Source organism: Pseudomonas sp. FW507-12TSA (genome assembly GCF_058781435.1).
In genome coordinates, this window is sequence record NZ_JBYSWT010000035.1 from 27,440 (window position 1) to 51,360 (window position 23,921).

At 61.9% G+C, this 23,921-nt stretch carries 26 protein-coding genes; 11 read left to right on the forward strand and 15 right to left on the reverse strand.

Annotated elements, in window-relative coordinates; all coding sequences use genetic code 11:
* Positions 1 to 72: 72 nt before the first annotated feature.
* The gene (locus tag AC3WK8_RS26770) at positions 73 to 1,095 is read left to right on the forward strand and encodes a quinone oxidoreductase family protein (RefSeq protein ID WP_103326337.1); all 1,023 of its coding nucleotides are present in this window, start codon (positions 73 to 75) and stop codon (positions 1,093 to 1,095) included.
* Positions 1,096 to 1,182: 87 nt separating this feature from the next.
* Here AC3WK8_RS26770 and AC3WK8_RS26775 read toward each other — a convergent pair whose 3' ends face one another.
* A complete protein-coding gene (locus tag AC3WK8_RS26775) occupies positions 1,183 to 1,812 on the reverse strand; it encodes a TetR/AcrR family transcriptional regulator (protein ID WP_103326336.1) in 630 nt (209 codons plus the stop codon).
* Positions 1,813 to 2,223: 411 nt separating this feature from the next.
* Here AC3WK8_RS26775 and AC3WK8_RS26780 point away from each other — a divergent pair, with 411 nt between their 5' ends.
* From AC3WK8_RS26780 to AC3WK8_RS26795, 4 genes are read left to right on the forward strand one after another with little or no spacing between them, the layout of a single operon-like run.
* Positions 2,224 to 3,468: a thiolase C-terminal domain-containing protein gene (locus tag AC3WK8_RS26780; RefSeq protein WP_103326335.1), complete on the forward strand. Its 1,245-nt coding sequence runs from the start codon at positions 2,224 to 2,226 to the stop codon at positions 3,466 to 3,468.
* A gap of 15 nt (positions 3,469 to 3,483) precedes the next feature.
* Positions 3,484 to 5,025 carry a class I adenylate-forming enzyme family protein gene (locus AC3WK8_RS26785; protein WP_053129906.1) on the forward strand — a complete coding sequence of 514 codons (1,542 nt, stop codon included), beginning with the start codon at positions 3,484 to 3,486 and terminating at the stop codon, positions 5,023 to 5,025.
* A gap of 1 nt (position 5,026) precedes the next feature.
* Positions 5,027 to 5,806, forward strand: coding sequence for an SDR family NAD(P)-dependent oxidoreductase (locus AC3WK8_RS26790; RefSeq protein ID WP_103326334.1), 780 nt, complete (start codon positions 5,027 to 5,029; stop codon positions 5,804 to 5,806).
* A 47-nt stretch (positions 5,807 to 5,853) separates the two neighbouring features.
* Positions 5,854 to 6,654 (forward strand): cyclase family protein, encoded by an 801-nt coding sequence (locus tag AC3WK8_RS26795; protein ID WP_103326333.1) that lies wholly within the window; start codon positions 5,854 to 5,856, stop codon positions 6,652 to 6,654.
* 56 nt (positions 6,655 to 6,710) lie between these two features.
* Here the strand turns inward: AC3WK8_RS26795 and AC3WK8_RS26800 are convergent, their stop codons facing one another.
* Positions 6,711 to 7,208 carry a hypothetical protein gene (locus tag AC3WK8_RS26800; protein ID WP_103326332.1) on the reverse strand — a complete coding sequence of 166 codons (498 nt, stop codon included), beginning with the start codon at positions 7,206 to 7,208 and terminating at the stop codon, positions 6,711 to 6,713.
* A complete protein-coding gene (locus tag AC3WK8_RS26805; RefSeq protein WP_103326331.1) occupies positions 7,198 to 7,476 on the reverse strand; it encodes a hypothetical protein in 279 nt (92 codons plus the stop codon). The genes AC3WK8_RS26800 and AC3WK8_RS26805 overlap by 11 nt, the downstream gene beginning before the upstream one ends.
* A 238-nt stretch (positions 7,477 to 7,714) precedes the next feature.
* Between AC3WK8_RS26805 and AC3WK8_RS26810 the strand changes: the two genes are divergently transcribed.
* From AC3WK8_RS26810 to AC3WK8_RS26825, 4 genes are all read left to right on the forward strand, one after another.
* Positions 7,715 to 8,197, forward strand: a complete 483-nt coding sequence (locus tag AC3WK8_RS26810; RefSeq protein WP_103326330.1) for a hypothetical protein — start codon at positions 7,715 to 7,717, stop codon at positions 8,195 to 8,197.
* 79 nt (positions 8,198 to 8,276) lie between these two features.
* Complete coding sequence (locus tag AC3WK8_RS26815; protein WP_103326329.1) at positions 8,277 to 8,654, forward strand: cytochrome c; 378 nt, start codon at positions 8,277 to 8,279, stop codon at positions 8,652 to 8,654.
* A gap of 246 nt (positions 8,655 to 8,900) precedes the next feature.
* A complete protein-coding gene (locus AC3WK8_RS26820) occupies positions 8,901 to 9,761 on the forward strand; it encodes an RNA ligase family protein (protein WP_103326328.1) in 861 nt (286 codons plus the stop codon).
* A 14-nt stretch (positions 9,762 to 9,775) separates the two neighbouring features.
* Entirely contained in the window at positions 9,776 to 10,921 is a 1,146-nt protein-coding gene (locus AC3WK8_RS26825; RefSeq protein ID WP_103326327.1) for an AAA family ATPase, read from the forward strand.
* A gap of 117 nt (positions 10,922 to 11,038) precedes the next feature.
* Here AC3WK8_RS26825 and AC3WK8_RS26830 read toward each other — a convergent pair whose 3' ends face one another.
* Positions 11,039 to 12,040 carry a hypothetical protein gene (locus AC3WK8_RS26830; protein WP_256592399.1) on the reverse strand — a complete coding sequence of 334 codons (1,002 nt, stop codon included), beginning with the start codon at positions 12,038 to 12,040 and terminating at the stop codon, positions 11,039 to 11,041.
* 122 nt (positions 12,041 to 12,162) lie between these two features.
* On the opposite strand from AC3WK8_RS26830, the gene AC3WK8_RS26835 reads away from it, so the two are divergent.
* Both AC3WK8_RS26835 and AC3WK8_RS26840 read left to right on the forward strand, forming a co-directional pair.
* Positions 12,163 to 12,729, forward strand: a complete 567-nt coding sequence (locus AC3WK8_RS26835) for a hypothetical protein (protein WP_103326325.1) — start codon at positions 12,163 to 12,165, stop codon at positions 12,727 to 12,729.
* Between the two features lie 112 nt (positions 12,730 to 12,841).
* Positions 12,842 to 13,807: a bifunctional GNAT family N-acetyltransferase/nucleoside diphosphate kinase regulator gene (locus AC3WK8_RS26840; RefSeq protein WP_103326324.1), complete on the forward strand. Its 966-nt coding sequence runs from the start codon at positions 12,842 to 12,844 to the stop codon at positions 13,805 to 13,807.
* A 153-nt stretch (positions 13,808 to 13,960) separates the two neighbouring features.
* Here the strand turns inward: AC3WK8_RS26840 and gspD are convergent, their stop codons facing one another.
* Genes gspD through gspE form a run of 11 tightly spaced genes read right to left on the reverse strand, consistent with a single transcriptional unit; the run spans position 13,961 to position 23,910 of the window.
* Positions 13,961 to 16,201, reverse strand: coding sequence for a type II secretion system secretin GspD (gene gspD, locus AC3WK8_RS26845; protein WP_103326323.1), 2,241 nt, complete (start codon positions 16,199 to 16,201; stop codon positions 13,961 to 13,963).
* Entirely contained in the window at positions 16,198 to 16,734 is a 537-nt protein-coding gene (locus tag AC3WK8_RS26850; RefSeq protein WP_103326322.1) for a DNA utilization family protein, read from the reverse strand. The genes gspD and AC3WK8_RS26850 overlap by 4 nt, the downstream gene beginning before the upstream one ends.
* Positions 16,731 to 17,330, reverse strand: coding sequence for a type II secretion system protein GspM (gene gspM, locus AC3WK8_RS26855; protein WP_103326321.1), 600 nt, complete (start codon positions 17,328 to 17,330; stop codon positions 16,731 to 16,733). The genes AC3WK8_RS26850 and gspM overlap by 4 nt, the downstream gene beginning before the upstream one ends.
* Positions 17,305 to 18,402 carry a PilN domain-containing protein gene (locus AC3WK8_RS26860; protein ID WP_103326320.1) on the reverse strand — a complete coding sequence of 366 codons (1,098 nt, stop codon included), beginning with the start codon at positions 18,400 to 18,402 and terminating at the stop codon, positions 17,305 to 17,307. The genes gspM and AC3WK8_RS26860 overlap by 26 nt, the downstream gene beginning before the upstream one ends.
* Positions 18,399 to 19,112 (reverse strand): type II secretion system protein GspK, encoded by a 714-nt coding sequence (locus AC3WK8_RS26865; RefSeq protein ID WP_085600179.1) that lies wholly within the window; start codon positions 19,110 to 19,112, stop codon positions 18,399 to 18,401. The genes AC3WK8_RS26860 and AC3WK8_RS26865 overlap by 4 nt, the downstream gene beginning before the upstream one ends.
* Entirely contained in the window at positions 19,109 to 19,720 is a 612-nt protein-coding gene (locus AC3WK8_RS26870; RefSeq protein ID WP_103326319.1) for a type II secretion system protein GspJ, read from the reverse strand. The genes AC3WK8_RS26865 and AC3WK8_RS26870 overlap by 4 nt, the downstream gene beginning before the upstream one ends.
* Positions 19,717 to 20,097: a type II secretion system protein gene (locus AC3WK8_RS26875; protein WP_103326318.1), complete on the reverse strand. Its 381-nt coding sequence runs from the start codon at positions 20,095 to 20,097 to the stop codon at positions 19,717 to 19,719. Before AC3WK8_RS26875 ends, AC3WK8_RS26870 begins: the two co-directional genes overlap by 4 nt.
* Entirely contained in the window at positions 20,094 to 20,558 is a 465-nt protein-coding gene (locus tag AC3WK8_RS26880; RefSeq protein WP_085600185.1) for a GspH/FimT family protein, read from the reverse strand. Before AC3WK8_RS26880 ends, AC3WK8_RS26875 begins: the two co-directional genes overlap by 4 nt.
* 2 nt (positions 20,559 to 20,560) lie before the next feature.
* Positions 20,561 to 20,983: a type II secretion system major pseudopilin GspG gene (gene gspG / locus AC3WK8_RS26885; RefSeq protein WP_053129952.1), complete on the reverse strand. Its 423-nt coding sequence runs from the start codon at positions 20,981 to 20,983 to the stop codon at positions 20,561 to 20,563.
* 12 nt (positions 20,984 to 20,995) lie between these two features.
* Positions 20,996 to 22,207: a type II secretion system inner membrane protein GspF gene (gspF, locus tag AC3WK8_RS26890; RefSeq protein WP_103326317.1), complete on the reverse strand. Its 1,212-nt coding sequence runs from the start codon at positions 22,205 to 22,207 to the stop codon at positions 20,996 to 20,998.
* Between the two features lie 2 nt (positions 22,208 to 22,209).
* Positions 22,210 to 23,910 carry a type II secretion system ATPase GspE gene (gene gspE / locus AC3WK8_RS26895; RefSeq protein ID WP_103326316.1) on the reverse strand — a complete coding sequence of 567 codons (1,701 nt, stop codon included), beginning with the start codon at positions 23,908 to 23,910 and terminating at the stop codon, positions 22,210 to 22,212.
* Positions 23,911 to 23,921: the final 11 nt, after the last annotated feature.

Genomic DNA, 23,921 nt, shown 5'->3' on the forward strand with positions numbered 1-23,921 from the left:
AATCAAATGCCCTCCATGCAGGGCGGGTTTCGGCTGCCGTAGCTCCAGCATTCCACTAGAGAGGAGTCTGTAATGCGCGCTATCCAACTCAATGAATATGGCTCGGTCGACAACTACCAACTGGTCGACGCCCCGGCTCCGCAAGCCGGACCTGGGCAGGTTCGCATCAAGGTCGAGTACGCCGGCATGCGCTGGGGCGATGTCATGCATCGCACCGGCACGCTCAAGCGTGACACGCCGCCGCCGTTCATCGCCGGGCTGGAAGCGGCTGGCCGTATCGACCAGGTCGGTGCCGGGGTGAGCGGCCTGAAGATCGGCGACAAGGTTGCCGCGGCGGTACTCGAAGGAGGTTTCGCCGAATACGTCGTCGCCCCTGCCGAGGGCCTCAAGCCGCTCCCGCCATCGATCGCGCTGGACAAGGCCCTGGCCTATTTCCTCAATATGCGGGTGGCCTACATGATCGTGTACCAGTGGGCCAAGGTCCGTGAGGGCGAGACCGTGCTGCTCCATGCTGCAGCCGGCGGCATTGGCCTTTTGGTATTGCAGATCCTCAAGCGCAAGTTCAGCAACGTCCGGGTGATCGGCATCTGCAGTTCGCAGGACAAGGTGCAGTTGTTGCGTGCCAACGGCTGCGACCACGTCGTCAATCGCAAGACGCAGAACTACGTGGATGAGATCAATCGCATCTGTGGTCCCAAGACCAGCGGCTTCTTTGTCGGCGGTGAGCAGGGGGGCGGGGTCGATGTCTCGATCAACGGCGTTTCCGGGCCGACGATCGCCACCGATACCCAAGTCATTCGCAAGCGTGGCCGCTGGGTCATCTTTGGCCGCCAGGCCGGCGACAGCATGCCGCCCATCGATACCCAACCCATTTGCTATGACGGCATCACCATCATGCCGTACTCGATCGTTGCCTGGTTCGGCCAGCCTGAGTGGGAAGCCTCCGAAGCCTTCACCCTGGAGTGGCTGGAAAGCGAAACCCTGTATGAGATCGAGCAATGGCCGCTGGAGCAGGTCGCCGCGGCAGAACACTCCCTGGAATCCGGCCAGAGTTCGGGCAAGCTGGTGATTCGTGTCGCCCCGAGCGATGCCTGAGAATCGGCTCTTGAGCGGCTGATCCGGTCCACCCCGATCGGCTCGGTGCGCCCCCCGGCCAGGTTCGAACCTGCCGGGGGGTTCAAGTCATTGCGGCGTCTTGGCCTTGCGTGCCCGCGGCGCCTTGTCTTTTGCCGGCTCCCCGCGGCGCTTCTCCAGAAGCCCACCGAGCATGACCCGATAGAACTCATCGAACGCCTGGTCCATGGTCATGCCGGCCTTGGTCAGGAATTCCGGTTGGCGCAGCCGTTGCGCCGCCGCTCGCAAAGTCTCCACGATCAGTTGCACGTGACAGGGCACGAAGAACCCCTCGCGTATGCCTTGCTCGAGAAGTTGCTCGGCGACCACCGCGCGGGCGTTCTGGTACTCATCGAAGATCCTCTTGGCTTCCGGCAGCCGCTCCAGATCCAGCAGGAAGGGTGTGCTGAGCGTGCTGCCAGCCTTGGCTCCTACTCGGAAATACTCCGTCAGGACCTCGGCACTGTTGCCCTGCGCCTGGTCGATGACCTGGTTGCCTTCTTTGAGAACGCTGTCGAAATAGCGCTGGATCATCCGGCAGAACAGTTCTTCCTTGGTTCCGGCCAGTTCGTAGAGACGCCGCCTGGAGCAGCGCATGCGCGCGGCGATTTCGCCCACGCTGAGCGCGCTCATGCCCTCACTGAGGAACAGGCTGGTGAGTTCGGCCTGGAACTCATCGTCATCAAAAATTTTCTTCATCAGCGTTGGCGCCTAATTGACGGAAGGTGCATCGAGGTGGCGACGGTACCACAACCCCAGGTGGCTGTTAGCACACAACAGGGTTGTGGGAGCGCGTCGCTGTCCATGGATAGCGGTGAACCGGTCGAGCACAGACTTGCACATTCCCCCATGCCCTTGGGCATAGGAACGAGCAGCGCCCACGCCGGACCAGGACGGACGAGGGTTGGCTTGTCGAGATGTTCGTCGGCTCGACTCGGTACCAATTATGTTGACATGGTACCTTTGGCGCCGTTAAATGGAACCGTATTCGATAATTTGGTACCAAACTGACCAATCAATCGAAACAGGCAGTCTCCGGATGAGGTCCTCGGCATGCCATCCATGCCTGCCTCAGGACCCCATGAACGCAAACAACAAGAAAGGTCTGACATGGAACCCATCTACATCGCGGGTGTTGCCCAAACCGCCTTCGCCAGGAGGCCGGCAGCCTCAATCAAGCAGATGACGATCGAGGCGCTGCAGGACGTACTGGCCGATGCCGGCGCCGATCTGCGGCAGATCGAAGCGGCGTTCTTTTCCAATGGCTGCCAGGACGTGGTGGAAGGGCAAACCAACATCGCCGGGCAGATCGCACTGCGCGCGGCGGGGCTGGACTCGATTCCCATCGTCAATGTGGAGAACGCCTGCGCTTCGGCGTCGACGGCGGTCTGGCTGGCCCTGCAGTACCTGCGCTCTGGCGCGGGCGACGTGGCCTTGGCCATCGGCGTCGAGAAGATGACCTACGGCCAGGAGTCCCTCGACCAGCGCATGATGGAGGCCTTTCGCGGCGGCATGGACGTGCACGAGGTAGAGGCCACCCTGCAGCGCATGGATCAACTGGGCGCTCCACCACCTGCGGGAGTGGAGCTAGGGCATCGGACCGCGTTCATGGACCTGTACGCCACCATGTGCCGCGCGCACATGCAGCGCTTCGGCTCGACCCAGCGGCAGATGGCGGTGATCGCCGCGAAGAACCATGGCCACTCGGTGCACAACCCAAGAGCGCAGTTCCGCAAGGCCTTCACGGTGGAGGAGGTGCTGGCCGGGCGCCCCCTGAGCTATCCGCTGACAGTGCCGATGTGCTCGCCCTTCGCCGATGGTGCGGCGGCGGCCATCCTCTGTACCGAGCGTGGCGCGGCGCGGCTGGGGCTGGGCAGGTCGCGGGTCAAGGTACGTGCCTATGAACTGGTGTCCGGCAAGGAGCGCGCCTGGGAAGACTTCCAGAATAGCGGTGGCGCCCGGGCGGCTCGCCGGGCCTACGAGGTGGCAGGGGTCGGGCCAGACGATATCGATGTAGCCGAAGTGCATGACGCCACGGCTTTTGGCGAGCTCTATGTGGCCGAGCAACTGGGTTTTTGCGCATTCGGTGAAGGCGGCATCCTGGCGGAGTCCGGTGCCACCACCCTTGGCGGAAGCATTCCGATCAACCCCTCAGGCGGCCTGGAAAGCCGTGGCCATCCGATCGGTGCCACCGGCCTGGCCCAGGTCTTCGAGCTGACCCAGCAACTGCGCGGGCAGTGCGGTCCCCGGCAGGTAGCCGGGGCACGCCTGGCGCTGCAGGAGAACGGCGGCGGATTCCTGGGCATCGAGGAAGGTGTTGCGGTTGTCTCCATCCTGGAACGCGTAGGCGATTGAGCAAGGGGCAGCATCGTGCGAATTGTTGATTTTCTGGACAAAGGCTACCGGACCCACCCGGAGCGCATTTTCTGCATCGACGCCCAGGGCCAGCTGAGCTATGCGCAGGCCCACGACAGCAGCCACCGGATCGCCAATGTCTTGCTGGCACTGGGGGCAGGCGAGGGGAGCAAGGTCTCGATCTATGCCCCCAACTGCGGCGCGGTCCTGGAGTGCATCTATGGCATGAACCGCATGGGCGCCACCTGGGTACCGCTGAACGCCCGCAATGGACTGGAAGAAAACCTGTATATCCTCGAGTCCTTCGAGGTGGACATCGTGCTCTACGATACGCGGCTGGCCGAGACGGTCGCGCAATACATGCAGCAGGTCCGGCGGACGATCCGCTTCGTGGCCATCGACGGCCCGGAGGGTGATTCCCTCAGGAGCCTGTGCCAACAGGTTGCGACCCGGGCCCCGAACCTGATCCCGGGGCCGGAACATGTGGTGTCGATCATTCCCACAGGGGGCACCACCGGCAAGCCCAAGGGCGTGATGCACAACAATCTGAACTGGATCGCCCAAGTCGCCAATGTGAGCACCGCGCTGCCGCCCAAGGGCCCAGTGGTACACCTGGTGGTCGCGCCGCTGACCCATGGCGCCGGCGCCATTGCCGCGATCCTGACTGCACAGGGCGCCACCCATGTGATCCTCGATTGCTTCGATGCCGAGAAGGTCATGCGCAGTATCGAGCAACATGGGGTTACGCACCTGTTCCTGCCGCCCACGGCACTGTATGCGCTGCTGGCCCACCCCGATGTGCGCCGCTACGACTACAGCTCGTTGCAATACTTCCTGTACGGCGCCGCGCCCGCGGCCCAGGCGAAGATCGAGGAAGCCATCGGCGTGTTCGGGCCGGTCATGACCCAGGGTTACGGCCAGACCGAGGCTCCCACGGCTTGCACCTTCCTGGCGCCGGACGATCACCGCCCCGATGACCCGCGCCTCAGCCAGCGCATGCGCAGTTGCGGACGCCCGGGCATCCTGACACAGGTGCGGATCATCACCAGCGATGGCCAGGAGGCCGAGCCCATGCAGGCCGGTGAGATAGAAGTACGCGGTGCCCTGGTGATGGTGGGCTACTACAACAATCCCGCCGCCACCCAAGAGGCGAAGAACGGCGAGTGGCTGCGTACCGGCGATGTCGGCTACCTCGACCAGGACGGTTATCTGTACATCGTCGATCGCAGCAAGGACATGATCATTTCCGGGGGCTTCAACATCTATCCTTCCGAAATCGAAGCGGTGGTGTGCTCCCTGGGCGAGGTCGAGGATTGCGCGGTCATTGGCGTCCCCGATGAAAAATGGGGCGAGGCGGTCAAGCTGGTGGTGCAATTGAAGAAAGGCCGGTCCATCGACCAGGAAGTGCTGCTGCGCACCTGCCGCGAGCAGTTGGGCGGGGTGAAGACGCCCAAGTCGGTGGAGATCTGGGACGACCTGCCACGCAGCGCTACGGGCAAGGTGCTCAAGCGCGAAATCAGAAACCGGTTCTGGCTCGGCGCCGAGCGGAGGGTATGAAATGAACGCACTCGCAGGAATGAACATCATTGTCAGTGGCGGGGCCAGTGGCATCGGGCTGGCCATCGCCAGGAACCTGCTGGCCAAGGGCGCCCGGGTCTGTGTCACCGGGCGCAGCGCGGATAAATTGCGGGCTCTCCAGGCGGAACTGGGTCGTGATGGGATCGATGTGGAGGTACGCAGTTTCGATGTCACCGATCGCCCGGCGGTATTCTTGGCCGTCGCCGAGTTGCTAGCCAGCTGGGGCCGCATCGACGGCCTGGTCAACAACGCCGGGGTATACAAATCAGCGGCCTTCCTCGACTTCGCCGCCGAAGACTTCGAGAACCTGTTTCAGATCAATGTTATGGGCTGCGTGAACCTGATGCAGGCGGTGCTCCCGCATTTGCTCGCGCAAAGGGCAGGGCGCATCGTCAACATCGCTTCCACCGCGGGCAAATGGGGCTCCATGAACCAGAGCGCCTACAACGTGAGCAAGCACGCGCTGGTCGGGCTGACCCGTTGCGTGGCGTTGGAGACGGCCGCCCACGGCGTCACGGTGAATGCGATCTGCCCGGGCCTGGTGGCCACTGACATGATGGATGAACTGCTGGCCCGCCAGGCCCAGGCAATGGGTACGGACAAGGACAGCTTGCAAGCTTCGCTGGAGGAGCGGATTCCCCTGCGCCGGGCGATTCGCCCCGAAGAGATCGGCGAGCTGGCGGCCTATCTGCTGTCACCGGGTGCGGCCGGCATGACCGGCCAATCGATCTTGTACGACGGCGGCCTGGTCATGACCTGAGGTCACCACCGTCGCTTTCACTTTCTCACTTGCTTAGGAGGCATCACATGACACGCCTGGTCTGCCTGACTCGCCCCATCGACCCGGAGCTGCGTTCGAAGATCCCGCCAGCCATGGCATCGATGGCCAGCGTCATCGCTCCACTTGTCGACTATCACCGTCCGGAGGCCAAGGGCCGCGAACGCATGATGGGGCTCTTCTGCTGCGAAGCTCACGACCTGCCCCATGGCGAGGGTTGGGGCGAGGAAATACTCTCGGACATGAGCTCCCACTGTGGCACGCACGTGGACGCGCCTTATCACAGCGGGAACCTGATCGAGGGCAAACCCGCACGCAAGATCCACGAAATCAACCTGCAGGAGTTGTTCTGCCCGGGGATGGTGCTCGACATGCGTCCCTTCGAGCGCCGCAACGATGCCTACACCATCGAAGAGCTGCAGGCTGCCATCGATGCGGTGGGCCGGCCGATCCAGGCCGGAGACGCTGTGCTGCTGCGTACCGGGCAGGAACGCTTCGAGTCGCTGTCCGCCGAATGGTTCGCCTATCCGGGCATGTCCCGTGAGGGCACGCTGTTCCTGGCGCGGGCCGGGGCCAAGGTGCTCGGCACCGATGCGCCAGGCTGGGACCGGCCCTTCCCGGTGATGCGCAAGCGGTTCGAGGAAACGGGCGAGGGCAGCACCATCTGGGATGGACACTTCGCGATCCAGGAGAAGGAAGCCTTCATCGTGCAGCAGATGCACAACCTGGCCGCGCTGCCGGCGTCAGGGTTCATGGTCGGTTTCTTCCCGATGAAGCTGGTGGGAACCAGCGCCGCGCCGGCCCGTGCCGTCGCCTTCCTGGACAACTAGGCCCTGCGCTTCATACCAAGCCCGTCTTTATAGGTGGGCTTGGTATCGTCCTGGCATCAAGCCAGGTTCCCTACATACAGCTCATTGAAGACCACATCGTCGTCCAGATCGGAAAAGCGATCGAAGTCGTCGATCTCATCCGGCATTGCGTAGTAGGCAAGGTAATTTCTATCCAGGACCAGATAACCGCCCACAAGCTCCTGCCTTTTGGATCGTGCCTTGATTTCGCCTGCCGTTATCCCGGGGTAGAACCTTTTATCAAACCGACCCGTATAAGGAGGCTCGCAGCATAAGGAGACGATATTGCCGGCCTCGTTGGCGGAAAATGAGATGGCTCCGCCGTCGATCCTGTAGCAGGTGTACTTCATCCCGAAGTTATCGAAATCAAAGGCCTGCACATCGAACTCATCCAGGATGTTCCAGACGATATCGTCTGCATTGTCTCCCAGACAGATACCGCCAATCGACTTCCCAGGGACTATCTCGAGATCTAGGCCAATCACCCTGTCACCTTCGTCATTCCCGCGTCCGTGAATATCGTATTTAGTCGCCATCGGCCACTAGAACCTCGTCTTCCCTGATGGCGTTCTTCAGCAAGTGCACAAACTCGACAATCTTGTCTTCACTGCGCCCTTGCAGATAATCAACCAGTATTTGTTGATGGGCGGGGTAGATCCGCGTTGTCCCGTAGGGGTCTATATAGATTCCGGTTTTCTGCTCAAGGTCCAGAAAGGCAGGTTCCAGAAACTTGACGTCCCGGTCATGAATGGACAAAGAGGGCTTGTTGCCTCGGCTATCGGCCAAGTATGAAAAATCCAGCACAGGCAGCTCATTCAAAGTGTGGTGGGTAAGGTGCCGAATTGCCGGCTGGGCAAATAGAGCTTTACCCTCTCGGAGGCTCTGGATCGGCCAGTTGATATCGTCGGAGCATGGTAGAATCCGCCGCCCAAAAGTGCGAGCCCCGCGAAATCGGGCGCCCAAAACTGAGGCGACGCGCTAAAGCGTGGTCATGCCGGGCCTGGGTGGGCAGTGATAAAAATAGCCGTGAGCACTAGAACATATGAAAGGACTGCAAGAGCGATGGAGCGACGGCCAGTTGATCGGCCTGGACATCATTTATCGCCAGCCCGGGGTTATCGAGCCCATAGCGATCGACTCGGTTGAAAACACCGAACTTCCCCATACCTATGGCAGGGCCTACAGCCTTTCACGGGAAGCAAAGACCGCGCCGGGTGAGTTGCTTGGTGAAGATGACGATGTATGGGCGCAAGTCCAGGTAAACCATAAGTTGTCTTTGAGCAACGGCCAGGTCGTTCTATGCGGCGAGGGCGAAATGGGCAACGAAGGTTTTATCGCCAGGACCGATGCAAGCAATCATTTGGAGTGGTTCCTGTTCTCGACCACAGCCAATCCATTCGTGGCGATCAAGCAAGAAGGCGACCTGGTTTACGTTCAGTCCACGCACAACTTTTGTGTCGTCTTGAACCTGTTGGACGATGACGTGCTCATCGTCAACGAAAGCGTTTTTCAAGTTGCCCGATAGCAGTTGCAGGGCCCCAATCACAGTGGCGACTGCAACTGAAAAGGACTTCATACCTGACCGAGGGAAATGCAAAATAAAAATGAAAAGATCATTCATCGCTTCACTGGCTGTTCTAGCGTTGATCCAAGCACCGTTATCCTTCGCCGATAATGCCAACGGCAAAAACCTCTACCTGCAGCGATGTGCCGTGTGCCATGGACCGGATATCAAGGGGACGGGACCGTTGGCCAATAAAAGCAATCCGCCTACCCCGGACCTCACGACATCCGCCTTCAAGAAACGCCTGAACGATTACCCGGGCGTTATCGTTTCCTCGGTGATACTGCGACCAAACGGCGACCTGATCCCAAGAACCTTGCGCGAGAACGGCGTGAAGATTGCGCCCTATGCCTGGAAGGTCCAGGACTTTCGTGATTTGCACCAGTACATGACCGGGGTGATCGCGAAAACTCGCTGACCTGGCCCAGCTCAACGTATCGCAGGGCTTGACCAGGTGCCGCCATCTGCTGTTGAATGCGCGCCCTCAAGCCCCTGCAACCTTTCTCCCAAGTGGTGAAGCCAGTGCCCTACGCCAGCCAACACGCCTGATACCGACGACGGTCCATCGTGCCTGATGGCTGCCCGCGCTTTTGCGCGGCGCCTCCTCATCGCTGTGCCTGCCTGATCCTGTCGTCGGTTTTTCCCTATTCCCAAGGAGAAACCCATGAACATGGATATTCGTGCCGACGCGCACTCCCTAGAACTGCTCAAGTACCCCCGTACCCCCCACCTGGAAAGCTCACGCCTGCAGGATGGCGACACTGACGCCGGACAGGTTCGTTATGCCTCCCTGGCTGGCCAATGGCTGGTGGTGGAAGAAAAACTCGACGGTGCCAACGCCGGCATCAGCTTTACCGAGGGCGGCGAACTGCGCCTGCAATCCCGTGGCCACTACCTCACTGGTGGCGGACGCGAGCGCCAGTTCAATTTGTTCAAGCAGTGGGCCGCGGCCCACGAACACTGGCTGCTGGAGCGCCTGGAAGATCGCTTCGTACTGTACGGCGAGTGGCTGCACAAGAAGCACTCGGTGTTCTACGACCACTTGCCCCATTACTTTTGCGAGTTCGATGTGTGGGATCGCAGCACGGGGTTGTTCTTGTCTACGGCCGCACGCCGCAAGCTGCTCCAGGACGGCCCCGTGCTGTCGGTACCGGTGCTGTACGAAGGCCCGGCACCACGCCGGCAGGCCGAGCTGATGGCGCTGGTTGGCGATTCGCTGGCCAAGACTGCCCATTGGCGCGAGGCATTCGAGCAAGTGGTACGCCGTGAAGGCCTCGACCTGGCCCGGGCCTGGCGCCAGTGCGACCGCTCCAGTCGCATGGAAGGCTTGTACCTGAAGCTCGAGGACGCACAACAAACCCTCGGCCGCTTGAAGTGGGTGCGCCAGGATTTCGTCCAGGCCATCCTCGATGCCGATCAGCACCATGCCAATCAACCGTTCATTCCCAATCAACTGGCCGCCGGCGTCGACCTCTACGCGCCGCGCCTGTCCATGGACTGGTACGGCTCCTGCCGTGGCTACTGAAGGAGCCTTTCGAAATGGATATTCATCCACTGCAACACCTGGTGCCCGAGCCTGGGCACGCCATGGACAGTGCCGCCTGCCTGGCGGCCATCCCGGCCCTGGCGCGCCTGGCCGACACCCCGCAGGACCCGACCTACCACGCCGAGGGCGATGTGTGGATTCACACCCGCATGGTGGTGGAGGCGCTACTGGCCCAGCCGGCCTACCAGCAGGCCAGCGCCGAGCAGCGCTTCGTGCTGTTCTTCGCCGCCTTGCTGCATGACATCGCCAAGCCCGATACCACGGTGATCGACCCCGAGACCGGGCGTATCGGCCAACCCGGACACTCGCGTCGGGGAGCGGTGGATGCCCGGCTGCTGTTGTGGCGCGCCGCTGTGCCGTTCGAGCTGCGCGAGCAGATCTGCCGCATCATCGCCGTGCACCAGGTGCCGTTCTTCGCCCTGCAAGGCGATCGCAGCGGGCGCAGCACGGAGTTCCTGCTCCACAAGCTGTCCTGGGAGCTGCCGGTGTGGATGCTCTGCGCGGTGGCCGAGGCCGACATGCAAGGTCGTGATTACGTTGGCAAGGCCGATGTCTTGAGTGCCATTGAACTGTGGCGTGAACTGGCGGCCGAGGAGGGCTGCCTGCAGGGGCCGCGCGCCTTCGCCGACGACTACACGCGCATCCAGTACCTGCGTGGCGCCCGGGTGCACCCCGACTATCCGCTGCATGCACCGCAAGGCTCGCAAGTGGTGATGCTTTCCGGCTTGCCGGCCAGCGGCAAGGACACCTGGGCCGCGCGACATCATCCGGACCTGCCGGTGGTCTCGTTCGACGATGCGCGCCAGGCCCTGGGCCTGCGCCACGGGCAGAACGAAGGCGCCGCCGCGCACTACGCCATCGACCGGGCCAAGGCCTTGTTGCGAGAGCAGCGGCCATTCATATGGAACTCGACGCACCTGTCGGCGCAGATGCGCAATCGCACCCTGGACTTGCTGTACGGCTACGGTGCAGAGGTGGAGATCGTCTACCTGGAAAGCCCGGAGAGCGAGATCATGCGGCGCAACCAGCAGCGCGACACCTCGCTGCGCAACGCGGATATCCGCCGCATGCTATTCAAATGGGAGGTGCCGCTGCCGACCGAGGCGCACCGGGTGAGTTACCAGGCGCTGACCAGGTGATGCCGGAGGAGGGCGGTGGAGGCCAGGGGGATGTAGAGAGTGGCGCCCTTGCATGATTACGCTGGCCAACCCCATGGCCAGGTGGAGCAAGGCAAGGGCGCAGCGGATTGGCCCAGGTTAGTTCTGCCAGCACTGCGCGTAGCGCTCACACACCCCATAGCGCTTGTCCAGGTCGGCCATCCGGGTCCAGTGATCGGCCATCGTTTCTTTTTGCAATTGCTCATTGAGCCGACGGTAGTACTGCAACATCGCGTTGTTGGTAGCCAGCGCCTGGGTGACATCGGTGGCCTGGGTGTCTGGCACCAGTGCCTTGATGGCTGGTGTATCCAAGCGCGAGAGGCGTGTGCGGTACTCGACCTTGTAGTGCTCGAGCGCGCTGGCCTTTACCCCTTGAGCCTGCTTCAGGTAAGTCGCTACGTTCTGCCGAAATTGGCTCCAATAGGCATCCGGCAGGTCCAGGTTCATCTGCCGCTTGCGCTTGTCCACCACCAGGTCGGCGGCTTCGTTCTGGCTGCTCTCGCTCAAGGCCGGCCCGGGCTTCATCTCGCTGATGATGCTCTGCGAGACAATCTGCTCGATCATTTCGTCACGCTCGACGGTGGCCGGCAGGCCCTTTACGGGCGCAGGGAAGAGGGCGTTGGCGCCCAGGCAGCTTGCCAGGCCTTTGTTCACCAGAGGGACAGGGGAGCGCACCACTTGGCCCTGCGCTTGGTGCAGGCGCTTGAGCGATGTCACGCACTGACTGCCGGCACGACTGAAGGTGAGTTCGTATTCAGCGCCACTTTGCGGCGTGAAGGTGAAGGCCATGCCACATACCGAGCCGGTGCCTTGGGTATTGAGGTGCAGCATTCGCTCTTTGTTCGGGGCCAAGCGGATTTCCAGGTAGGGCGTCTTCTGGGAGGCAGGAGGGATCGACATGTTCGCTCGCCGGCGAGAATCGGCGAGGAACAAGTTATTGAGAATCCCCGTGGTTTGCCCGTCACAGTTCTGCTCATCGAACACACCCAGCGTGGCGCTGCTCATGTCGCTGATAAAACGAAGCTTGGCGGCGTCTGCTTCGGTTGCATCCGGATAAGTGCCCGATAAACTGCAGCCGCTCAAGATCAAGGCGAAGGCCATGGCACCCGATACACGGCCGGTGAAAATACTACTCATAGTGGGTGTCATCCTTAACGCTTGATTTGAAAGGGGCAGCATCATAATGGGAAAGCCACATTTTGTTTCAATGGATCGAGTATCGAATGCGCAAGACAAGTCAGTTGTTGGTAGTTGGAGTTACAGCCTTGATGAGTGCCTGTTCGGCATTACCGCCTGAAATGGCCCTGGATTCCAAAGTCTATTCCGCCGAAAACGCAGGCCTCGTCCTCGGTGCGCTGATCGAGGGCGGGCCCTACGGCACCTGGATCAGTTTTCGTGACGTGAATAGCGGCAAGACCTACGGCTGGGCTCCCAAGGACTATTACTCGGCATGGCTGCCTGCAGGTACCTATGAAGTGAATGACCTGGGTTCACGCCGCGGCCTCATGGGCCCCTATTCGAAACCCCTGCGTTTTACCGTGGCCAACGGCCAACTCAATTACCTGGGCGAGATGACGTATGGCTGCCCGGTCGCGGCCCACCCAGCTGCCGTCTATGGGGTCAAGAACTGCGGCTTCCTTGCACTGGGAACCTGCACGGTGGACCGTCCCAGCATTGCCATATGTGTAACGGACAGGCAGGAACAGGCCGTTCGAACCTTCGTCAAGCAGCACCCGCAATACTCCCGGCTTCCGGTCAGGCCGACCGTGATGTCGACGCAGCAGCCGTAACGACGGCCAACTCGCTTGGGCATCGATGGCGGGTAGGGCACGGAGCAGGTCGTGATCTTTTCGGCATTGCTCGCCTTATGCCTTAAGATGCCCGGTTGCCGAAAGAACCGTCATGGCCATAACCGCCATGAAGGGCTTTCATCCTTTACGAACAAGTGTGGTGAAGATGAACAAGCCTTTCATTTCGCTGTGCCCTGAAATCACTCGGGCACATGCGCTGACGTTGAAAGATTGGTTGGAAGATGAGCGCGTTACCTGTTACCTGAGCGATTCACGTGATGTTTCCCGTTCCATCGAACACGTCATCGATCGGACCCAACTGCCGATCCTGACCCATCTATTCAACCGGGACGGCCGGTTCTTCATGGCCTATGACCGCCATGACGCCCCGGTGGGTTTTGTCCGACTCGTCAAGACCGGCTCCAATTGCGAGATAGTCCTGGTCATCGGAGACAGCGACAAATGGGGCCGGAACCTTGGCGCCCGGACCATCCGCGAGGGCATGAAGCTGGCCTTTCTCGATATGCGGGCCGAAAAGCTCATCGCCAAGATCCACCCGGACAACTCGCGCTCACTGAAAGCCTTCGTGCGCAGCGGCTTTGTGCTTGAGAACGAAACGCCGGCATTGAAATCATTTTCCATGACGGCGGGGCGCTATCTGCAGTTCTTGCGCGAGGGGGCCGCTGGCGACTCCACGGGGATCTACATCACCGAAATCGACAAGGCCAGGCTCGAGAGCCTGATCGTCTTCGAGCAGGGCCCGGCCGTGGTTGAACTCGAACATGAGCTTGGACGGGCCATTGTCGTCAAGCCGCAGCATGTGGCGCGCAATGTCGTCACGATGAATTCCAGGGCCTTGCTGCACCTGGATGACGAAGAAATCGAAGTGGCCCTGGTCTACCCTGACGACGCGGACAGCAGCGCCGGCAAGCATTCCGTGTGTTCCGACATCGGCGCCGCGATCCTGGGTTATCAGGAGGGCGATGCCATCGACTGGCGTATTTCTGATCGGACCCGCCGGATCGAGATCAGGAAGGTGCTTTACCAGCCAGAGGCCGCAGGCGATTTCCACCTGTAGTTGCGCCTTTGGCCCAGTGTTCGTCCATCAGGCGCCAAGCCCCTCCATAAAAGAGGCCGCGCCTGATGCTGGCCCTCCTTAGCACCCGGGCGAACCAGTACACGAGCGGTCTGGAGTCGAGCCTCTTCAGCCAGGCCCGGTGTCGATCAGGCCTCAGAGTTTTTGCAGTGGCTGGATAAGCTGGAAGCGCTGGCGATACTCATCCGTCACCTGGCGCGCCTCGCTGTTGCCGGTGATCACGCGAGGGGTGATGAGCACGATCAGTTCCGACCGGTCGTCATTGCGGATGGTCGTACCGAACAACCACTTCAGCCCCGGCACCTTGCCCAGATACGGCACGCTGCGATCGGCCTCTGCCTGGTTTTGCGTGATCAGGCCTCCCAGCAGGACAGTCTGGCCGCTTTGCACGGCGACTTGGGTAGACACCGCGCGGGTCGAGATGGTGGGGTTGGCCGGTGGCGTCGCCGTGGTCCCGGTTCCGCCGCTGGCGGGAGTCGTGGCGTCGCTGACCTGTTGCTGAATGTCCATGTATACCAAGCCGCCGGGGTTGATGCGTGGCACCACATTGAGGATCACCCCGGTCTGCACGTACTGCACGGAGCTGGTCTGGATGGCGCCGACCCCGGTATTGATGGTGGTCTGGCTGATCGGGATGTTGTTGCCCACCTGGATCCGCGCTTGCTGGTTGTTCATCACCACCAGCGATGGCGCCGACAGCACCTTGGTGTTGCCGCTGGTTTCCAGCGCTCGCAAGGCCACCTGGAAGTTGTTGCTGACAAAGGAGTAGAACAGCGAAGCCGATCTCACCTCGACGCCGCCTCCGCCCAATGCACCCTGGCTGCCCGTGGTGTTCTGCACGCCAGGAGTGGTCGAGTTGCCCGCCAGGTTCCCCAGGTACCATTGCACGCCTTGCTCCAGGGAGCCGGTCAGGCTGACTTCCAGAATGCGTGTTTCGATCTGCACTTGCAGGGGGGGATTGTCCAGACGCTGTATCGCCGACTCGATTTCAGCCCATTGCGCCGGCCGGCTGCGTACCAACAGTTGGTTGCTGCTTTTCTGGGCCGTGATGCGCACTGAATTGTCGAATGTCTCGTTGCTCGTGGCGTTTTCGGCCTGCTCCTGGTCCTCGCTGCTGGCCTCGAACTCTTCTTCCGGCTGTGCCGCGTTGGTGCCTTCGGCGTTGCCGTTACCACCGATCCCATTGATCCCCGATGGCAGGCCTGAAACATTGCCGCTGCCGTCATTGCCAGTGCCGTAACCATTGCTCGACAGGGTGACCGTACGCAGGCCGGGTGCTACCTGGGCGGCCGGCTCGTCGGTGATTTTCGCATTGCCGTAAATCTGTCGCAGGTACTTGGCAAGGTCGGTGGCCTTCATGTTGCGCACGTCGTACACATACATTTGCGGTTCATTGCCGCCACCCTGGTCAATGGCTTCGATCCAGCGCCCGACATCACTGAGGTACTGCGGCTGAGAAGAGATCACCACGATGGAGTTGGTGCGCTCGATCGGCAGGAAACGCAACATCCCGGCCAGTGGTGTCGCGCTTTGCGCTCCGAACAAATGCTCAAGCTCGGGCATCAACTTGCTGACGTTGGCGTGCTTGAGCCCGAAGACGCTGACGGACATGCCCTTGAGCCAGTTGACATCGAAGGTGTCGATGGTCTGCTGATAGTTGTTCAGTTCATCGGGAGTGCCCGCCATGATCAGCAGGTTGCGGGCGGCGTCGACCTGCACGAAGGCATTTTCCCGGGCCATGGGTTGCAAGAGCTTTTGCATTTGCGGTGCGGAAATATAGTTGAGCAGAAAGAACCGCGCCGTCATGCCGCTGCCAGGTTGTGGCAATGCCAGCTGCGGCGCGAGCCGGCCGGCGAGCGCCGTGTTCGCCGGCAGCACAACGTAGCTGTCGTTCTGCCGGATGATGGCGTTCCTGGTCAGTGCCAACAGGGTTTCCAGGATCGAGAAAGCCTGGCTCTTGTCGACGGGCCTGGAGGTCGAGAAGGTGACGTCGCCCACCACACCCGGGGCGATGCTGTAGTTCTCCTTCAGCACATCACCGAGGATGGTGTTGGCCACGGCCTGGATCGAGACATTGGCGAAGTTGAAGGTGACGCCTGGCTCTTGGGATGCCCTAGCGGCATGGGGCAGCGCTGACGGTTTCTTATTGATGAAGTGCTGGTTGCCCTGGACAACCCGGGTCGTGGTCGGCGGTGTGATGATCGCCAGTGGCGGTGCTTTCGGCGCCGGGATCGGCAGCGGCGCGCGATCAGTACCGGTGCCGGACAAGGCCTCTTTGATCAACCTGTCGTCCCGTGCGCTGTCGGTGGCCGGTGTCGTACAACCACAGAGCGCGATCGCGCCGGCCAAGCCCGGGTAGATGAATCGTTTTCTCACAGATCGCTGTCCTTGGGAGTGTCAGGCAAAGAGGGGAGAGCCGGTGTGTTCTGCGGCACTTTCAATAGCAGCAGCTTCAACGTTTGGGTGTTGGCACCCTGGGTCAACGAGACGTGTGTCGGTTCGATCCGCTCGACTCGCCAGCCATTGGGCAGTTGTTGCTGTTCGAGGGTCGCCAGCTGTTGCCCGTCGCTGGTCTTGAAGAAGGCCTTGCGCAGGGCTCCGGAAGCGATGACGCCGGTCAGGCTCAGGCCATTGAGCGACGCTGGCGCCGTCTCGGTGGCTGGGGAGGGTGACGGGTCAGGCTGCCTATGGGCGTTGAACAGTGGTTTTTTCCAGGTGTATTCATGCGCTGCCAACGCTACGGGCATGGGCTCGGCAGTGCCGGCGGCTTTCACCGGGGCAGCCGATGGATCGAGTGGAGGGAGCCATTGAACCTCGGTGCCAAAGCCGTTGAGCAAGATCAGGAGCAACCCCAGCAGGCCCAGTACGGCTGCACTCAGCCAACGAAGCGAGGGCGGGAAGCGCGTCATGGCGTCGCTCCTTTTGGCGTTGGGTTTTGCAGGTAAGCGCTGATCAGCAGTTGCGCGGCCAAGCGATTTGCGCTGGCAAGCTGGCCCCGGCTTTTCTCGATCCGCAAGGACTCGATGAACAGCGAGACTTTGCCGTTTTCCAGGCGGTGCAGCAGGCCGGCCAATGGCTCGATGGCGCATTCGAGGTTGATCCGCACACTGACTTGCCGATAAGGCCCTTGCTGGGTGACCGGCACCGGAATTCGATTGGCCAGCGTGCAGCCACTGCCCTCCGTGGCGAATACCTGCAAATCGGCGGCGATCAACTGCATCAGTTGTGCGGTGGCCGTGCCCATGTCGGAATCGGCCAGCAGGTTTTCATTGCCCACGGATGAGCGCCTGATCTGAGCCAGCGAGTTCTCCAGCGCAGGCCGTTGGCCGGACAATGCCACGTAGCGTTGCTGGTTGTGGCGTAGCAGCGCCATCTCATCGGCAATGGCCAACAAAGGCTGGCTGAACCAAACATGCAAGGTCAGAAAATACCCCCCGACCAGGCTCGAAGCGGCCAAGGCCAGGGCCAGGGCGCGCTGGCTAGCGGGAGTTGGTCGCAGGCGCATGGCTGGCCTCCGCTTTGCGTAGGGTGGCGAGCATGCTGAAGCGGTCCAGGCCGGTGACAAGGTCTGGCTGGATGGCGCCCTGGAAATTGATGCCTTCCAGGCTGCGGCAGGCTTTCATGGCACTGATCAGGGCGCTGGCCTGGCTGCTTTGGCCGGTCAGGCTGACCTGGCCGTCCGGGTTGATATTCAGGGACTCCAGGGTGGTATTCAGCGGGATGCATTGGCTCAACTCATCGAGCAGCGCCGCCATCGAGGTGGTTTGTGCCCGGCGTTCCACGACATAGCGTTGAGCGTTGAGGGTGTCGTCGATCTGCTGATTGAGCGCCTGGACCTGTTGCGTTTGCCGTTGCAGGGCCTTGACCTGCTGCCGCATGTCTTCAAGGGCCTGCTGACGGTTGTGCAGCCAGAGCTGCAGGCCGGCCAGCGCCAGGACCAGGGCGACCAGCGCAAGGGCCGGAGCTGGCCGCATCAGCGAGCGGCGTCTGCGGGTGCGGCGATGGGGTGCCAGCAAGTCGAGGTGCAAACGTGTGCCGTGCTCATCCAGCACATCAACCGCCATGATCGAATGACCGGCCTGTTGCGCCTGATCGAGCAGCGTATCCAGCCGCTCACGGCTGACCACGGCCAGGCGAATGCGGATCAGCGAGTCGTGGGCAGAGGGCAGGCGAACACAGTCGAAATAGACCTGGCTGGCCTTGAACGGGGTGTACTTGTCCATCTCGTACGACAGCATGGAGCTGAGGTCCTGGGCCACCGCCGCCGGCAGGGACACTTCATGGAGCAAGCGCTGGTGCGGCAGCAGGATCAGGACCGCTGCAGCAGATGTCGATGGCGCGAGGGCTGGTTGCAGTTGCTCAACGTCCCCGGTCCAGAAATGGTCGTCCCGGGAAAACAGCAACGGTTGTTTTTTCTCGGGGTTGATCCTGGCTCGCCAGGAGGCGGGCAGGCAGGCCAGGAGCTCTGCCCGCCACCAGGCAAGGAATCCAGGCAGCGGCGACCCTCGCCAGCGCAGCAGTAGCCAGCGGATCAGCGGCTGTAGCCGGTCAGCCAGGGGCTGGATCAGCAGATTCATTCTTTCCAGCGCAGCACCCGATACGGTCGTTGACCGCTTCCTTGTGGTGAAAGAAAAACCACGGCCTCCAGGGAAGCCGAAACCTGATTCTCCAGCGTCGCCAGGACTCGCACATTGACCACCGATTCGGGGCCCCGCTGCAGCGCGACCTTTGGCCGTGACAGTTTGAGCAAGGCCAGCAGTTCGGGGCTGGCTGCATCCACATCCGGCACCGTGAGGCCGGACCAGAGCGTGAGGTGCGGTAGCAAGCGCTCGTACAGGCGCGGCTGCATGCCGGGTAACTGCTGCAACTGTTCGAGCGCTTTGAGGGGGCCGGCACTGCGCTGTTGGCCCAGGCTTTCACTCCATTGCCGAGCCTGCCCGGAGGTTGCGCCGAGGCCATGGGCCAGGCGCGCGAAACTGTCCAGCGCGGCAAAATTCAGATCCAGTTTGCCGCGCTCGCTGCTGACTTGGAGGCTCAGCGTGGCCTGCTCAAAGGGCAATGAGTAAACACGCCCGTCAGCCACCGTGCGCGGCGGATAGGCAAACAACCCTTCGACCGCCAACGCCAGGCCCGCTTGCGCGGCCAGCAGGGCGCGGCTGTGTTGCAGTTCAAAAGCGCTCTGGCGGTTTTCCAGGCGCAGGATCTCGACCAGGCTGCCCATCATCAGTCCCAGCAGGGCGATGGCCCACAAGACCATGATCAATGCGGCGCCGCGCTGGCGGCTCATGGGGTCACCTCGGAATCCAGGCGCAACGCCACGATTTGCGTGGGCCACAGGTCGGCTCCGCGAGTATCGACGTCGATACGCACGGCCTGGGGCAGCCGGTCCGGCCAGGGCCAGCGCTCCAGCCAGTCGGTCGGCTGGCGGTTGGGGTCCAGGCCTCTGTAGCTCAAGCGCAAGTCCTGAACCTCCTGCACCAGTATCTGGGGATTGCCCCAGGGGTGTAGCCCATCCGGGCGGTCCTGGCTGAAACTGATTTGCAGGCGACTGGTATCAGCCGGGCCGGCCACCGCTTCAAGGGTATGCACCTGGACACCAGCGGCGAGTTGCCCAGGCATTGGAGAAACGAAACGCATGCGTTGTCGCTCTCCTTCGAACACCCGTTCCTGATCCGCCGCGTGGCCAAAATCCTCGGCCAGCGCCTGTTGGAGTGCGCTGCGCAGAAAGTTCTGCGCGGTCCTCACTTGGGTCAGGCGATCGGTGTGTTTTTCACTGAGCAGCAGCAAGTGGTTACCGGAGCCCAAGGCGGAACCGATCAGCACCATCAGCAAGCCGAGGAAGCTCAGGGCGAGCAGCACTTCCAGCAGCGTAAACCCGCGCTGGCCTTGCCTCATGGCAGGCTCCCCGCTGGATGCTTGATGGCCTTGAGCGTGACGAAGCGTTCATGCCGGCTGCCCTTGACCAGCATGAGTTCTAGCTGGGAGAGCACAATGGCCCCCTCATCCCGAAGCGGGGTGGCGCTCAGGCGCCATTGGATACCGTCGCGGGTACCTTCCAGGTGGGCGCCGCTGCCCAGGCCTTCTCCATATTCGGCCATCAGCGAAGTGGCCATCAGGGCCATTCGGGTTGTCTGCCCATCCCGCGCCAGTGCCTGGGTGGCGTAACCCAGGGTGTTGAGTACGACTGCAAACCCAATGCCCAGGACGACGATCGCCGCGAGTAATTCGACCAGGGTAAAGCCACGCTGCTGGCGGGGAGGCAAAGGCGTCATGGCTGTTGCCTATCTCGCCAGTCGACCCGTCCGGTGAGCCAGTCGATATCGATACGCGTCGCTTGGTTGCCGCGCGCCAGGTACAGGTGCCCGCCAGTGGAACCGCCGTTGGGGTAGAAGGTGATCAGCCCGACTGCCCCTTCATCGCTATCGGCAGTGGCCGCCGTCGTCAGGCGCAGGGTCATGCCATCCGGCAATTGGCGCGGTGCCTTGCCGGGCAGCTGATAACTGTTGCGCAGTACATCCAGGCGCAGGGAGGCTGGTTGTCCTGCGCTGATGGCTTGGCTTCGGACCTGGCGCAACGCCAGGCTCAGGTCACGCTTGACCTGGCGCTCCTGGGCGCTCTTGAGCCCCTGGGAGATACCCGAGGCCAACAGGCCGAAACCCACGGCAACCATGAGCAGCACCACCAGCATTTCCAGGAGGGTGAAGCCCTGTTGAACCGGCCGCATGGCAGGCATGGCTATTCCCAACTGCCCAGGTCCTTGCTGTAGCCGTCACCGCCGGGCTGGCCGTCCTGACCGTAGAAAATCAGGTCGAACGAACCGTGCTGGCCGGGTGCGCGATAGCCGAATGCATGGCCGAACGGGTCCTTGAGATCACTGGCCTTGGCATACGGACCGCTCCAACTGGCGGCATTGGCGGGGCGGGCAAGCAGCGCATCGAGGGTGCGCGGCGGTGACCCGACGTCCAGCGCATAGCTTTCGATTTTCATCGACAGGCTGGCCAATTGCGCCTTGCCGGCACCGTACTTGCCCTTGTCGACATTGCCGCCCACCTGGCGAACGACGATGGTCGCGACAACGCCCAGCAAGACAATGACCGCCAGCATCTCCAGTAAAGTGAGGCCGCGCTGGCGCTTGGGCAGTGAACGAGCTGTTTTCATTAACGTCTCCGGTCAAAGGTTACTGGTCAGGCTCATCAGCGGCAGCATGATGGCCAGCATGATCACCGCCACCAACGCCGCCATGACCACGGTCAGGCTCGGGACCAGCGCGGCCAACAGGCGGTCGATGCTGCGCTTGGCTTCTTCATCGAAAATGCTCGCCACTTTCAACAACATGCCATCGAGTTTCCCGGACTCTTCACCCACCTCGATCATCTGGATCGCGAGGTCTGGCAACAGTTGTTCGGTTTCCAATGCCGTCGACAACCGCTGACCGTCCTTGACCTTGACCGTGGCGTTTGCCACGGCGGCGTTCATCGCCAGGTTACTGGCGACTTGCCGGCTGATGTCGAGGGCATTGATCAGGGGTACGCCCTGGGTCACCAAGGTGCCCAGGGTACGGGCGAACCGTGCGCTTTCCAGGCGTTTCAACAAGCCGCCGGCCAGGCGTGATCGCAGCAGGTATCGATGCCATTTCAAGCGATTTCCGGGCCGGCCCATGTAGCTCAGCGCTGCCCAAGCCAGCCCGAGAAGCAGCGCCAATGCATGCAGGCCATAGCTGGAAAGAAACTGCCCGAGGTCGAGGATCAGCTGGGTCAGCAGCGGGACAGGCACCCCCAGGCCGTCGAAAATCGGCACGAACTGCGGGACCACATAGGCCAGCAGCAACACCAGCGAGCCGAGCACACCCACCACCAGGAAGGCCGGGTAAATCAAGGCGTTGATGACTTCAGTGCGGATGGCCTGCATCCGTTCCAGGTAGCTCGCCAGTTGCCCGAGGCTTTGATCCAGCACCCCGGCGGCTTCACCGGCGTGAACCAGGCTCAAGTACAGCGGGGTAAAGGATTGCCGTTCGACGGCCATGGCCGCTGACAGCGTCTGCCCGGCCTTGACCCGGTCGCGAATGCGTTCGATCAATTGCCGAGCCGCTGGTTTGCCGGGTTGTCGGATCAGGATACCCAGCGCCCGTTCCAGCGGCTGGTCAGCCCCGAGCAACGTCGCGAGTTGCTGGGTAAAACGGCCGAGTTCTTCGCGACTCAAATGGGACGGGCGCAACCAGGAGGGGCGAGGCAAACCCGAGGCGCCGCTGGCGCGTTGTACCCGCAGGACCAGCAGGCCACGCTCTTGCAACTGGCTCGCGGCGGCCTGCGGGTCGCTGGCTTCAAGATGGCCGTTCACGGTGTTGTGGTCGGCGTCCAATGCCTTGTATCGATACTGTTCCATGGTCAGTCATTGCGCGTGATGCGCAATACCTCTTCCAGTGAGGTGATACCCGCCAGGGCCTGGCGCAGGCCTTCTTCATGCAAGGTGCGCAAACCGGCAGCGCGAGCGGCCTGCTCCAGGGTAGCAGCGTCGGCGTGGCGCATCAGCAGCGAGCGGATTTCTTCATTCATCACCAACAATTCGGTGACGGCACTGCGTCCGCTGTAACCGGTTCCCGGTGCATCGGCCCTGGGCCGGTACAGCCGGATCGGACGCTCATCGGTGTAGCGATCCAGCTGGTGCTCGGCGATTAGTTGCGCCGGCGCCTCAAAGGCTTCGCGCCATTGCGGGTCTAGCCGTCGCACCAGGCGTTGAGCAAGGATCCCGGTGACGGTCGAGGCGATCAGGTAGCTCTCCACGCCCATGTCCAGCAAGCGGGTAATGCTGGCCGCGGCGCTGTTGGTGTGCAAGGTCGACAACACCAGGTGGCCGGTCAATGACGATTGAATGGCGATCCGGCAGGTTTCCAGATCGCGTATTTCACCGACCATGATCACGTCCGGGTCCTGGCGGACGATCGAGCGCAATGCGCCGGCGAAGTCCAGGCCTATGGCCGGCTTTACCTGAATCTGATTGATCCCGGGCAATTGGTATTCGACAGGGTCCTCGACGGTGATGATTTTCCGTTCGCTGGTATTGAGCCGGGTCAGTGCGGTGTACAGCGTGGTGGTCTTGCCCGAGCCGGTGGGGCCGGTCACCAGCAGAATGCCATGGGGGCGTTCGAGCAAGTCGAGGAGCTGCCGGAGCCGCTGGCCATCGAAGCCCAGGCTGGGAAAATCGAAGGTCACCTGCTCGCGGTCCAGCAGCCGCATGACCACCGATTCGCCGTGACGGGTCGGCACCGTCGAGACCCGCAGGTCCAGCTCCTTGCCTTGAATCCTCAACATCATGCGCCCGTCCTGGGGCAGGCGACGTTCGGCAATGTCCAGGTGCGCCATGATCTTGATCCGGGAAATCACCGCTGCCGACGAACTGACCGGAGGCGCCTCGCCTTCCTGCAAGGTTCCATCGATGCGGTAACGCACCTTGAGCTGGTTTTCGAAGGGTTCGATATGAATGTCCGAGACGCCCAGCTCGACCGCTCGTTGCAACAGCAGGTTGACGATCCGGATCACCGGGGCTTCGGAAGCCAGGTCCTTGAGGTGTTCGATATCGTCGGTCTTGTCGACGCTCTCGCCGAGGTTTTCGATCAGCGTGCCCATGGCCGAGCGGCCCTGGCCGTAATAGCGTTCGATCAATTGTTCAATCTCACTGCGCAGGCCAATCGACAGGCGCGCCGTGAGCTGGCTGGCATATTCCAGAGCCAGGATCGGATAACGCTGGGTCGGGTTGCTCACCAGTATGTGCAGTTGCTGGTCGAAGGGCGGCAAAGGCACCACCCCGTAGTGTTTCAGGAACCGTGGCGAGACGTCCGGCAGACCACCTTCCAGCGGCGGCGCGTCGCTGCCATGCAACAAGGGAATGTCGAGCAGGGTCGACCAGGCCGTTGCCAGGTCTTGTTCCGAGAGCCGGCCAAGTCGAATCAGCAGCTCGGGCAGCTCGTGTTGTTGCGCGTCGCCCTCTAGCTGCCTGGCTTGTGCCACTTCGGCCCCTTTCAAGTGCCCCTGTGTTACCAGCCAGTCGATAGCTTGCGTGGTCAGTGTGGGTGAGTCGGCTATGGCCATCAGCGGATTCC